A 12574-nucleotide genomic window follows, 5' to 3' on the forward strand; every position below is an offset into this window, starting at 1 on the left:
GTGCCGGGATTCAGCCCGCCTTGCTCTCGGTTTCGGCGTCCTGGTCCCCACTCACCTCGACGAACTCATCCTTCGCAGCGGGAGCCTGGGCGCGCTGGGCACCTTCGATGCAGGCATCCGCTACGGCAGTGACGTACAGTTTGATGGCGCGAATGGAGTCGTCGTTCCCGGGAATCACGTAGTCGATGCCGGCGGGATCGCTGTTGGTATCCACGATACCGATCACGGGAATGCCCAGCTTGTTGGCTTCCTGAATCGCAATTCGCTCGTGCTCAACGTCAACCACGAAGAGGATGTCCGGCAGTCCGCCGATGTCCTTGATACCGCCGATGGAGCGCTCGAGCTTTTCCATCATGCGGGTGCGCATCAGGGCTTCTTTTTTGGTCAGCAGGTCAAAGGTGCCGTCCTGACTCTGGGTTTCCAGCTCCCGGTAGCGTCGGACTGAACCGCGAATGGTCTTGTAGTTGGTCAGCATGCCGCCGAGCCAGCGGTGGCTTACAAAAGGCTGACCGGCGCGTTCTGCCTGCTCTTTGACGATTTTCTGGGCAGCTCGCTTGGTGCCCACGAAAAGGATTTTCTTCTTCTGGGCCGCCATATTGGCAACCACATCCAGAGCGGTATTGAACGCCGGAACGGTCTGCTCCAGGTTGATGATGTGAATCTTGTTGCGGGCGCCAAAGATGAATTCGCGCATCTTCGGGTTCCAATAACGGGTCTGGTGTCCGAAATGGACGCCCGCCTGCAGCATTTCGCGCATGCTTACTGAAGTCATAGTCATTTCCTGTTGGGTTAGGCCTCCATACACCCCATATATCAACCTCGAAAAGCGTAGCGCTTCGGGAACATACCGCTCCCGCGAGGCACCCAGATACATGTGACGGTGTATGTGTGACGTTAGGTAGTGCGTTGAGTGGCCGGTTGGCCGGTTCAGTGCCGGTCTGCGAGCTCGCATTTCGGCGCGCGCTTTATACCACAAAAGCCCGGGGCGATAAAGAAAGAATCATCGCGGAGCCACCCGGAAGGCCACGGCAGATGCGCTGACAATGGGTCATTGCCGGGCCCTGCCCGGCGCACCCTTGCCGGGGCTCAGCTTCGACCCGGGGAAAATCGACGGGACCGGCCCGCCGCATCATTCCGGCCCCGAGTAGTTTACAATACGCCAACTTCACGCCGGGATCGCCGGCCCGTAGACTCAACGCAAGCTGACCATTTATATGTCCGTATCCATCAAAACGCCCGAAGAGATCGAGATCATGCGCAAGGCCGGCCGTATCGCCGCCAAGGTGCTTGAGCAAATCGGTGAGTACGTCCAGCCCGGCGTCACCACCGCCCGCCTGGACGAACTCTGCAACGAGATGATTCAGGCTGAAGGCGCGGTCTCGGCCTGCATCGGCTATCGCGGCTTCCCCAAGGCCGTCTGCACCTCTGTAAACCAGGTGGTTTGCCACGGCATCCCCTCGGAGAAGAAGGTGCTCAAAAACGGGGACATCATCAATATCGACGTGACCGTCATCTACGAGGGCTTTCACGGGGATACCAGCAAGATGTTCTTCGCCGGCGAGCCGGCGCCCCACTCCGAGCGCCTGGTGAAGATCACCCAGGAATGCCTGTACAAGGGAATTGAAGTGGTTCGCCCCGGCGCCACGCTGGGCGACATCGGCCACGTTATCCAGCAGCACGCCGAAAGCAACTACTACTCCGTGGTGCGCGACTACTGCGGCCACGGCACGGGCCGGGTCTTCCATGAGGAGCCGCAGGTCATGCACTACGGCAAGCCCGGGGCCGGCCTCACGCTCCAGGAAGGCATGACCTTCACTATCGAGCCCATGATCAACGCCGGCAAGCACCAGACCAAACTCAAGCGGGACGGCTGGACCGTGGAAACCCGGGACGGACGACTGTCCGCCCAGTGGGAACACACCCTGGCCGTGACCGGCGACGGAGTGGAGGTTCTCACCGCTCGCTCCGACGAGCCCTTTTACACCGGCGCCTGAAAGCCGGGCGCTGGCCCTTGGGGCGCGTGGCGTCCCGCATGAAATCGTGGCGTGCCCCTTATGTCCTCCATCCCCTACTTCGAACGTCCGCTGTTCTTCTTCGACCAGAGCCGTTTCCGCGAGGCTCTGGCTTCGGGGAACCCGCTGACCGTATTCAAGGACGCCATCAGCGCGGCCAATACCCAGTTCAACCGCCGGTTTCGGGAAGGAGAGGATATCCGCGCCCTGGTGTACGATCGGGCACTGTTCGTGGACTGCATCGTTCACTACGCCTGGTATCAGTTTGACTGGGGCGAACCCGCGGACGCCCCGGTGAGCCTAATCGCCGTCGGCGGCTACGGCCGGGGTGAACTCCACCCCCACTCGGACATCGATCTGCTGGTGCTTCTGGACCGGGAGCCCAGTGAAGCCTACCAGCGGGGCATCGAGCGATTCGTCACCCTGCTCTGGGACATCGGCCTGGAGGTGGGGCAGAGCGTGCGAACCATCGACCAGACCCTGGACATCGCCCGCGACGACATCACTGTAGCCACCAATATCCTGGAATGCCGCACCATCGTCGGCCCCGATTTCCTGCGCCAGCGCCTGGTGGAGCTCAGCGCCCCGGAGCACATGTGGCCGGCCGACCGGTTCTTCCGGGCCAAGTGGGACGAACAGATCCAGCGCCACAACAAGCACAACAACACCGAGTACAACCTGGAGCCCAACATCAAGAACGCTCCGGGGGGCCTGCGGGACATCCAGACCATCAATTGGGTGGCCAAGCGCTTTTTCGGGGTGAGAACGCTCCGGCAACTGGAGGGCCAGGCCTTTTTTACCGACGCGGAATTCGCCATCCTGCGAACCGGCGAGGAGTTCCTCTGGAAGGTCCGTTACGGTTTGCACATGCTGGCGGGACGACCCGAGGAGCGGCTGCTTTTCGACTATCAGCGCGAGCTCGCCACCCTGTTCGGCTACCAGGACACCCCCGAGCGCCTGGCGGTCGAGCAGTTCATGCACTGGTATTACCGCATAGCTCTGGCGCTGGGGGAACTCAACGAAGTCCTCATGCAGTTCCTGGACGAAGCGATTCTGCAGAAGGGTCAGAGCAAGCAGGTCACCCCCATCAATGAGCGTTTTCAGCTCCGGGACGGCTACATCGAGGTCACCCACGTAAAAGTCTTCGAAGAAGCTCCTTCCGCCCTGCTGGAAATCTTTGTCCTGATGGGCAACAACCCGGAGATTCGCGGCCCGCGCGCCTCCACCATCCGCCTGATGCGAGAGAACCGCGACCGCATCGATGACGAGTTTCGGGATGACCCCGAGAACCAGCAACTGTTCATGGAGCTGCTGCGCTGCCCCTATGGGCTGTTCACCCAGCTCAAACGCATGAAGCGCTACGGCATTCTGGGCCGCTACCTGCCCGAGTTTGGTCAGGTGACGGGCCAGATGCAGCACGACCTTTTCCATATCTATACGGTGGATGCCCACACCCTGCTGGTGGTGAACAACATGCGCAGGTTCCGCCACCCGAGCGCCCAGGACGAATTCGACGTGGCCGTGCACGTGATGAAGCGCCTGCCCAAACATGAGCTGCTGTACATTGCCGGGTTGTACCACGACATCGGCAAAGGCCGTGGGGGCGATCATTCCGTCCTCGGGGCGGTGGACGCCCGCCGCTTTTGCGAACGCCACGGACTCTCGCCCCGCGAGACCCGGCTGGTGTGCTGGCTGGTGGAAAAGCACCTACTCATGTCCCAGGTTTCCCAGAAACAGGACATCAGCGACCCAGACGTCATCCATAACTTTGCCCTCGAGGTCGGCGATCAACTGCATCTGGACTACCTCTATGCGCTCACCGTGGCGGACATGAATGCCACCAACCCGGACATCTGGAACAGCTGGCGTGCCAGCCTCATGCGCCAGCTGTATCTGGAAACCAAGCGCGCCCTGCGGCGCGGCCTGGAGAACACGGTGGACAAGCAGGACATCATCGAAGAAACCCAGGACGCGGCCCTGCACAAGCTGGAGCGAAAAGGGCTGGATGAGACGGTAGCGCGCGCCATTTGGAAGGACATGGATGAAGACTATTTTCTGCGCGAGAGCCATCTGGATATCGCCTGGCACACCGCGGCCATCGCCAAACACGAGGGCGACGAGCCGCTGATCCTGATCGACACCACCACCGCACCGGACCACGACGGCGCCACCCAGATTTTTATCCGCGCTCGCGAGCGCAAAAATGTTTTCGCGGCAGCGGCCACCTGCCTGGACCAGCTGAACCTGAGCATTCAAGATGCCCGCATTTACCACACCCAATCCGGCTACACGGTGGACACGTTCTATGTGCTGGACCAGCACGGCTCGCCCATCGGCGACGACCCCGGCCGCCTGAAGCGGATCCACAAAGCCCTGCTGGAGGAGTTGAGCCTCGCCGAGCATTACTCGAGCGTGATTCACCGCCGCACACCGCGGCAGCTGAAACATTTTTCCATGCCGACCCGCACCAGCATCAACAACGACATCTCCAGCGGCTACACCGTGCTGGAGGTCATCAGCCCGGACCGCCCCGGCCTGCTCGCGCGCATGGGGCGGGTGTTCATCGAGTTCGACATCCAGTTGCAGAACGCAAAGATCACCACTCTGGGCGAGCGCGTTGAAGACGTCTTCTACATCACCGATGAAAACGGCGAGCCCCTCAGCGATCCCCAACTGTGCTCCGACCTGCAGCGGGAAATCTGCCGGCAGCTGGATGAACACGTGGAAGAGAGCAAACACGCGAGTCGCATGTGACTCCCCTTGAAACGCAATAACACCGACAGAAGAACGAATGAACAACGATTTACAAAAGCTGCAGGCCTACCCTTTTGAAAAGCTCAGTGCATTGAAGGCCCAGGCCGGAACGCCTCCCGCCGACCTGCCCCACATTGCCCTGTCCATTGGTGAACCCCGGCACCAGCCGCCCCGTTTCGTGCTCGATGCGCTGCAGGACAACCTGGACAAGATCGCGGTCTACCCCAGTACCAAAGGCTCCCTGGAGCTGCGGGAAGCGATCGCGCAATGGCTCACCCGGCGATTCAGGCTCGACGGATGCCCTCCCGACCCGGAAACCCAGATCCTTCCCGTCAACGGAACCCGCGAGGCGCTCTTCGCCATCGCCCAGGCCGCAGTACAACGCGGACCCGAGGCGCTGGTGCTGTCCCCGAACCCCTTCTATCAGATCTACGAAGGGGCGGCATTCCTGGCCGGCGCGGGCCTGCACCTGATCAACTGCGGAGCGGACACCGATTACCTGCCGGACTTCGGGAGCGTTAAACCTTCAGTCTGGGAACGCTGTCAGCTCATCTACCTGTGCTCGCCGGGCAACCCGACAGGTGCAGTTCTGCCGCGGGAACAATTGCAGACCCTTATCGAGCTTGCGCACCGGCACGACTTCATTATTGCCAGCGACGAATGCTATTCGGAAATCTACTTCGACGAAGAAGAGCCGCCGGTGGGCCTGCTCCAGGTCTGCGCGGAGATGGGCCGCCACGACTTCAGCCGCTGCCTGGTTTTTCACAGCCTTTCCAAGCGCTCCAACCTGCCCGGGCTGCGGTCGGGCTTTGTGGCGGGCGATGCAAAGATTCTCAAGGACTTCCTGCTGTATCGCACCTACCACGGTTGCGCCATGAGCCTGCCCATGCAAATTGCCAGCGCCTGCGCCTGGAGCGACGAGGAACACGTGCGGCAAAATCGTGCCCTGTACCGACAAAAATTCGCGGAGGTACTGGAGATCCTCTCGCCCAGCATTTCGGTCCGCAAACCCGAGGCCGGGTTCTACATGTGGCTGAATACTCCCGAGGACGACCAGCTCTTTGCCCGGGACCTCTACCACCAGCAGGCGGTCACTGTCCTGCCGGGTTCCTACATCGCGCGGGAATGGGAGGGCACCAACCCCGGGCAAAGCCATGTGCGCATAGCCCTGGTGGCCGAACCGGGCGAATGCACTGAAGCGGCCCGTCGTATTCGGAATTTCATCGACAGCTTATGACTACGACCGAATTTGTGGAGACACCCACCGCAATCAGGAATCCCACCAAGCTGGAGCGCGCGGCCTACGTGCGGGAAAGGCTCCAGGAGCTGTACCCGGACCCGCCCATTCCACTGCACCACAAGGACGCCTACACACTGCTCATCGCGGTTCTGCTGTCCGCCCAGTGCACCGATGAGCGTGTGAATCAGATTACTCCCGCGCTGTTCGCGGTCGCGGATAACCCGAAGGACATGGCCCGGGTCCCGGTCAGCAAAATCCGGGAAATCATCCGCCCCTGCGGGCTCTCGCCTCAGAAGTCCAAGGCGATTTCCGAGTTGTCGAAGATTCTCATGGAGGAGTTTGGAGGCGAGGTGCCGGCGAACATGGAAGCACTGGAATCACTGCCGGGTGTGGGCCACAAGACGGCGAGTGTGGTGATGAGCCAGGCCTTCGGTCAACCGGCGTTTCCGGTAGACACCCACATTCATCGGCTAGCGCAGCGCTGGGGATTGACCAATGGCAAGAGCGTGGCGCAAACGGGGAAGGATCTGAAGCGGTTGTTCCCGGAGGACAGCTGGAACCGCCTGCACCTGCAGATTATTTACTATGGGCGGGAACACTGCTCGGCCCGCGGCTGCGACGGAATGGAGTGCGAGATCTGCCGCACCTGTTATCCGAACCGAAAGCGCCCCAAGAAAACGCGCAAGGCTTAAGGCAGCACCGCTGCTCCAAAATCCTGCTGGAGATAGCTCGACTGCCCCGGAACCACTTCCCGCTCACTCTCCAGGCGGCACACTGCGCCGGCGTCTCGGAGTTGGCCGATCATTCGATGGGCACGGGAAAGCGAGAGGTTTTCCCCCAAAACAACGGGGTAGCCGGAGAACATTCTCAGTATCCGTGGCCGGTTCGCCATCTTCAAAATGCTCATGAACGCTTCCACCACCTGGTCGCGCTCGCTGCCGGGACGCAGTTCGCCCCAGAATACGATGCGAAAGGTTTCCCCGGTGCGGGCAGAGTGGGTGTTTTTGAGGCGAGAAAGAATTGATAGCTTCATACGGACTCCATCCTGATTGGCAGACGCGCATTGCGGTCCGGGACCGCAATGACGTTCCTTTACACGAGCTCACTGGAGCCCTGACACCAGATTCTAGTTCCTCAGCTCTGAATCTGTCCAGTAAGTCACACCCGCCTGGGTCGACTGCTTGAATTTTTTGTTTGTGCCAGCGAATCCGGCCGGAGGCCCGCCCACCCTTCGGAATCGAACGTCTAGAGCCAGCGCCCGGTCAGAGGGGGCGATCGTCACAGCAACCGCTCCCCTGTCGGGCGGATTCGGTGGCATTTCACTTTTGCGAATTGTGCCAGCGAATCCGACCGGAGGCCCGCCCACCCTTCGGATCGAACGTAACCGAGGCGAAAAAGCCAGCGCTGCGGAACTCGCCATCCATGGCTCAGACAGTCCTCGCGACTACCCTGACTTTTTCGCCTCGGAAAGGCACGTTCTGATTGATCCGAAGGGTGGGCGCGCCTCCGGCCTCGCATCGTGCCGTGGCCGGAGCTTGTACGCGGTGCCGTGGCGGGTTGCTTTAACGTACCAACGTATTAATCGTGATCCTTTTGTCCGAAGGTGGGAATCAAGCAGAAGCGAGCGCCGGCAGGGGAGCGGTTGCGGTGACAATCAGGGCGCGTTGAAGCCTTCCCTCTGGCCGGGAGTTTTCGCGAGGACTGTCTGAGCCTTGGATGGCGAGTTCCGCAGCGCCCGGTCAGAGGGAAGGCTTGCGACCGTCACAGCAGCCGCTCCCCTGCCGGAGCGGATTCGGTGGCACTCCCCCCCTGTCCCGGATTCGGTGGCACTTCATCGCTGCCTCCAGCCGACCGGGTCCTATCGTGCGGGTGATTCTGGTATCCTTTGCGTCCCTTTCAGGGCACGGCCAGGAAATCGGTGCTCGCCACAGATGGCGCCGGCTCCCGACGCGGTTTGTCAGAATTCAGAAGAGCTCCCCACATGATTACCCTTTACGGCATCTCCAACTGCGACACAGTCAAAAAGGCCCGACGCTGGCTCGAATCCCGGGACGTTGAGTTTCGATTCCACGACTTTCGCACCGACGGACTGAGCGCACCTCAGGTTCAGGAGTGGATCGGGGACCTGGGCCTGGATGTCCTGATCAATAAACGCAGCACCACCTGGAAGAACCTGTCGGAAGCGGAACGCTCCGCCGTGGATGAGTCATCCGCAGTGCAGCTCATCCTCGATAATCCCACGCTGATCAAGCGTCCGCTGCTGGAAAAAGGTCAGCAGCGCATGGTGGGCTTCGATCAGCAGCGCTATACCGCGCTGTTCGCCTGAGCCGCCAACTTACCGAAGATTCAGTCACTTAATCATTTACTCACAGGATCTCGTCATGCCCCAACTCTATAGCTTCGCCCTGGGAATCGGCACGCACAACTCCGCCGGTGAATGGCTGGAAGTCTATTATCCGCGCCCGCTGCTGAGCCCGGACGCTCAACTCGGGGATGCAGTCTGCAGCGCGCTGGGCTACACCAGCGGCAACCAGGCCATTGCGCTGGATACTGAGAAACTGGGCAAGCTGGCCTCCGCGCTTGAGGCCATCGACCCGGAAACAGCCGCGCTGGCCCGGCAAATGGAAACCAGCAAGCGGCCGACGGTCGCCACTATACTGGCGAGCGATGAGGCCCCTACCAGTGTGCCCGAAGGCTACCTCAAGCTGCACCTCCTGTCGCACCGACTGGTGAAGCCCCATGAGACCAATCTCACCGGGCTGTTCGGGGTGCTGCCCAATGTGGCCTGGACCAACCAGGGAGCCATCGATGTTCGCGAGTTGCCCGAGCGCCAACTGCAGGCCCGTCTGAACGGCGAGGTGCTGGAAGTGGCTTGTGTGGATAAATTCCCGAAAATGAGCAACTACGTGGTTCCCGGTGGGGTGCGCATCGCCCACACCGCCCGTGTGCGCCTGGGCGCCCACCTGGGCGAAGGCACAACCGTGATGCACGAAGGGTTTGTGAATTTTAATGCGGGAACCGAAGGCCCCGGAATGATCGAGGGGCGAATTTCCGCCGGGGTGATGATTGGCGCGGGCTCTGATCTTGGTGGCAGCAGCTCCACCATGGGCACTCTCTCGGGCGGTGGCAAACTGGTGAACGGCGTCGGCAAGGAATGCCTCATCGGTGCCAATGCCGGCATTGGCATTCCCCTGGGCGATCGTTGCATTGTGGAGGCAGGTCTTTACGTTACGGCAGGCACCAAGGTGACCATGCTGGACTCGGGCGGCAAGGTAACCGGCCAGGTGAAGGCCCGGGAACTGGCGGGCCAATCCGATCTGCTGTTCTGGCGCAATTCCCAGACCGGTGCCGTGGAGTGCAAAACCCACCGCTCGGCCTTCGAGCTGAACGAAGAACTGCACGCGAACAACTGAACGGAGAGCACACCCTTTGACTGAATCCGCCACGCTCGCACTGGCCTGCGAGCTGATCCGACGCCCTTCCGTCACACCCGAGGACGCGGGTTGCCTCGACCTGATTGCCGAGCGCCTGAGCGCCCTCGGTTTTCGCTGCCAGATGCTGCCCTTCGGCGACGTGAGCAATCTGTGGGCGGTGCGCGGGGATGGCGGTCCATTGCTGGCCTTTGCCGGCCATACGGACGTGGTGCCCACCGGTCCGCTGGACCAATGGCGCTCACCTCCCTTTGAGCCCACCATTGAGGACGGTCATCTGCGCGGCCGCGGCGCGGCGGACATGAAGGGAAGTCTGGCAGCCATGGTAACGGCCTGTGAACGATTCATCTCGGAACACGGGGATCATTCAGGCCGCATCGCATTTCTCCTCACCAGCGATGAAGAGGGTCCAGCCCAGAACGGAACCCGGAAAGTCGTGGAGTGGCTGAAAGAAGAAGGAACCCGAATTGACTGGTGCATCATCGGCGAACCCACCAGCGGCGAAAGGTTTGGAGACACGATCAAGAACGGCCGGCGCGGGTCACTGCACTGTGATCTGACCGTGAAGGGCCAGCAGGGCCACATCGCCTACCCCCATATGGCGGACAACCCCATCCACCGGGTTGCGGCTCCCATGGCCGCCCTCAGCACCGAACACTGGGATCACGGCAACGAGTACTTCCCTGCCACCAGTTTTCAGATATCCAACATCAACGGCGGTACCGGGGCCACGAATGTCATTCCTGGCACCGTGCACCTGCGGACCAACTTCCGCTTCTCCACGGAGGTGACGGAAGAAGTTTTGCGTGAACGGACCGAAGCCATTCTGAACAAATTCGATATCGACTACGAGCTGCGCTGGGAGCTGAGCGGGCAGCCCTTTATCACGGAGCGCGGAACCCTCACCGATGCGGTCAGTTCCGCCATAGAAGCGGAAACCGGGCTGATGCCGGAACTGTCCACCAGTGGCGGAACCTCGGACGGTCGTTTCATCGCGCCCAGCGGGGCTCAGGTGATTGAATTCGGGCCCTGTAATGCCACCATCCACAAGCTCAATGAGTGTGTGGCGGTGGAGGATCTGGAGACACTCTCGCGCATTTACGAACGCTGTTTGCAGAACCTGTTGCTCACACCCTGAACCAATCGGCGGGCCGATCTCATGAAGGAACTCACTCATATCGATTCCCAAGGCAACGCCCAGATGGTGGATGTGGGGGCGAAAGATGTGACTGAACGGGAAGCACTGGCGCAAGCGCGGGTGCAGATGCAGGCACAAACCCTGCGCCTCATTATTGACGGGGGCCACAAGAAGGGCGATGTGCTGGCGGTTGCCCGGATCGCGGGCATTCAGGCTGCAAAAAAGTGCGCGGACCTCATCCCCCTCTGCCATCCCTTGATGCTCACCTCAATCAAGGTCGACTTGCAGCCGGACACGGAAACCAATAGCGTGCTCATTGAAGCGCGCTGCAAACTCGCAGGACGTACAGGCGTCGAAATGGAAGCGCTCACCGCCGCTTCCGTCGCGGCACTGACGGTCTACGACATGTGCAAGGCCGTGGACAAAGGCATGGTGATCAGCGATGTGCGGCTTTTGGAGAAAACCGGCGGCAAGTCCGGTGGCTGGCGCGCAAATTGATCGGGAGGGCACTATGGCTGTGAACATCTGGTACTTCGCTCGCCTTCGGGAAGCGCTCGACTGCCAACAGGAGCGCCTCGAGCTGGATGCTGATATCCAGACCATAGAAGATCTGTTGGCGGTGCTCTGCAAACGCGGCGAACAGTGGCAAAAAGCCCTTCAGGATGAGACGGTTCTGGTGGCCGTCAACCAGGCTGTAGCCTCCCTGCAGACAACCATCGCAGATGAAGACGAAATTGCCTTCTTCCCTCCGGTGACCGGCGGTTAGTGGAGCCAGTTCATGGTCAGGATTCAGAACAACAGCTTCGATCCGGGCGCCGAGCATCATGCGCTGCGCCGCGCGTCCAGCTCTCCCGGTGCCATCGTAACCTTCACCGGGCTGGTGCGGGATTTCAGTGGCGACCAACCGATTACGGCCATGGAGCTTGAGCACTACCCGGGGATGACCGAGAAAAGTCTGGAAGCGATTATCGAAGAGGCCCGCACCCGCTGGCCCCTGGATCAGGCCATGGTGATCCACCGGGTGGGTCGGCTGTTGCCCGACGAAGAGATCGTCTGGGTGGGCGTCAGCAGCGCGCACCGTCGGGCGGCCTTTGCTGCTTGCGAATTCATCATGGATTTTCTGAAGACCCGCGCGCCCTTCTGGAAAAAGGAATTCGGCCCAAAGGGCGCGCACTGGGTGGACGCCAAGGAAAGCGACGAAGCGGCGGCGACGCGCTGGTCCCGCTAGCCGCCTGCTAGATCCTCACCTCCCTAGCGGGCCGGTCGGTCGATATGGCGCGCGCGGTCGCGCCGGGGGCCACTCCACTTTCCGCCGCCAGGATCGCGTGATAAAGATCATCGTATTCCTCGATGATCCGTCGACTGAACAGAGGGTCGCGGCGTGCTCCGACGCTGGTGGATATTGCATCCCATTCCTCTGGGCTGACATGCTGGGAAAGGGTGGGATAGATCAGCTGGTTTTCCCGCTTGATGTGCTGCACCTGGCGGTCGAGGAATTCCCGGGTAACCCTTACCAGTTCCCGGACCGGGACTACGTTGTCCGCTGCCACTGAATTGAACAGCTGCCGGGCTTTGCGGGTGAGGTCCTCCAGGGTTTTATGCTCGGCTTTGAGGGCTCGCGCATGTTCCGACTCTGCCACGTCCTTCGCGATCAGCAGATCAAACACCGCGTCTTCAATGGGATGGTGGTAGCGCTCGGGGTAGAACTGCACGTAGTCGAAAATGTCCAGAATCACCGGCAGGTTGGCAGTCCACGCCTCGTCGGCTTCGTAGTGGGCCAGTTCCACTTCCAGGCAGTGAAGAAGACGCAGAAAATTGTGGTGGTCCGCGAAAAGTTGGGATTGTGTGGGATGCATGGTTCACCTCCGGACGGAGCCGCGACGCTCCCAATAGTCCACCGAGAAGCGCTGTTTATCAATGCGCTCTGTTTACTTAGACGCCTTTCCCTTGATCTTCTTCAAGTGCGCCGAAAAATTTGTGCGCGCTGATGCCCACCCGG

The 12574-nt window shown here is 60.9% G+C and carries 13 protein-coding genes; 10 read left to right on the plus strand and 3 right to left on the minus strand.

Annotation, left to right across the window (positions count from 1 at the left end; genetic code table 11):
- Nucleotides 1-10: 10 nt before the first annotated feature.
- On the minus strand, nt 11-772 hold the full coding sequence (gene rpsB, locus ACURWW_RS11410; RefSeq protein WP_445616786.1) for a 30S ribosomal protein S2: 762 nt from the start codon (nt 770-772) through the stop codon (nt 11-13).
- Nucleotides 773-1214: 442 nt separating this feature from the next.
- On the opposite strand from rpsB, the gene map reads away from it, so the two are divergent.
- The 4 genes from map to nth are packed head-to-tail and all read left to right on the plus strand — an operon-like array spanning nt 1215 to nt 6698.
- Entirely contained in the window at nt 1215-1994 is a 780-nt protein-coding gene (map, locus tag ACURWW_RS11415) for a type I methionyl aminopeptidase (RefSeq protein WP_445616787.1), read from the plus strand.
- Nucleotides 1995-2054: 60 nt separating this feature from the next.
- Nucleotides 2055-4766, plus strand: coding sequence for a [protein-PII] uridylyltransferase (locus tag ACURWW_RS11420; protein ID WP_445616788.1), 2712 nt, complete (start codon nt 2055-2057; stop codon nt 4764-4766).
- A 37-nt stretch (nt 4767-4803) separates the two neighbouring features.
- Nucleotides 4804-6003: a succinyldiaminopimelate transaminase gene (gene dapC / locus ACURWW_RS11425; protein ID WP_445616789.1), complete on the plus strand. Its 1200-nt coding sequence runs from the start codon at nt 4804-4806 to the stop codon at nt 6001-6003.
- The gene (gene nth / locus ACURWW_RS11430; RefSeq protein WP_445616790.1) at nt 6000-6698 is read left to right on the plus strand and encodes an endonuclease III; all 699 of its coding nucleotides are present in this window, start codon (nt 6000-6002) and stop codon (nt 6696-6698) included. Before dapC ends, nth begins: the two co-directional genes overlap by 4 nt.
- Here the strand turns inward: nth and ACURWW_RS11435 are convergent.
- Entirely contained in the window at nt 6695-7039 is a 345-nt protein-coding gene (locus ACURWW_RS11435; protein WP_445616791.1) for a hypothetical protein, read from the minus strand. The two genes, nth and ACURWW_RS11435, sit on opposite strands and share 4 nt — an antisense overlap.
- Nucleotides 7040-7987: 948 nt before the next feature.
- On the opposite strand from ACURWW_RS11435, the gene ACURWW_RS11440 reads away from it, so the two are divergent.
- The 6 genes from ACURWW_RS11440 to moaE are packed head-to-tail and all read left to right on the plus strand — an operon-like array spanning nt 7988 to nt 11803.
- Nucleotides 7988-8332: an ArsC family reductase gene (locus ACURWW_RS11440; RefSeq protein ID WP_445616792.1), complete on the plus strand. Its 345-nt coding sequence runs from the start codon at nt 7988-7990 to the stop codon at nt 8330-8332.
- A gap of 55 nt (nt 8333-8387) precedes the next feature.
- Entirely contained in the window at nt 8388-9419 is a 1032-nt protein-coding gene (gene dapD / locus ACURWW_RS11445) for a 2,3,4,5-tetrahydropyridine-2,6-dicarboxylate N-succinyltransferase (protein ID WP_445616793.1), read from the plus strand.
- Between the two features lie 16 nt (nt 9420-9435).
- Nucleotides 9436-10575 carry a succinyl-diaminopimelate desuccinylase gene (gene dapE / locus ACURWW_RS11450; protein ID WP_445616794.1) on the plus strand — a complete coding sequence of 380 codons (1140 nt, stop codon included), beginning with the start codon at nt 9436-9438 and terminating at the stop codon, nt 10573-10575.
- A 21-nt stretch (nt 10576-10596) separates the two neighbouring features.
- Nucleotides 10597-11073 carry a cyclic pyranopterin monophosphate synthase MoaC gene (moaC, locus tag ACURWW_RS11455; RefSeq protein WP_445616795.1) on the plus strand — a complete coding sequence of 159 codons (477 nt, stop codon included), beginning with the start codon at nt 10597-10599 and terminating at the stop codon, nt 11071-11073.
- A gap of 13 nt (nt 11074-11086) precedes the next feature.
- Nucleotides 11087-11341: a molybdopterin converting factor subunit 1 gene (gene moaD / locus ACURWW_RS11460; RefSeq protein ID WP_445616796.1), complete on the plus strand. Its 255-nt coding sequence runs from the start codon at nt 11087-11089 to the stop codon at nt 11339-11341.
- 12 nt (nt 11342-11353) lie between these two features.
- Nucleotides 11354-11803: a molybdopterin synthase catalytic subunit MoaE gene (gene moaE / locus ACURWW_RS11465; protein WP_445616797.1), complete on the plus strand. Its 450-nt coding sequence runs from the start codon at nt 11354-11356 to the stop codon at nt 11801-11803.
- A gap of 7 nt (nt 11804-11810) precedes the next feature.
- Here moaE and ACURWW_RS11470 read toward each other — a convergent pair whose 3' ends face one another.
- Nucleotides 11811-12431 carry a hemerythrin domain-containing protein gene (locus tag ACURWW_RS11470; protein ID WP_445616798.1) on the minus strand — a complete coding sequence of 207 codons (621 nt, stop codon included), beginning with the start codon at nt 12429-12431 and terminating at the stop codon, nt 11811-11813.
- Nucleotides 12432-12574: the final 143 nt, after the last annotated feature.

This window comes from Gilvimarinus sp. F26214L (assembly GCF_054401055.1).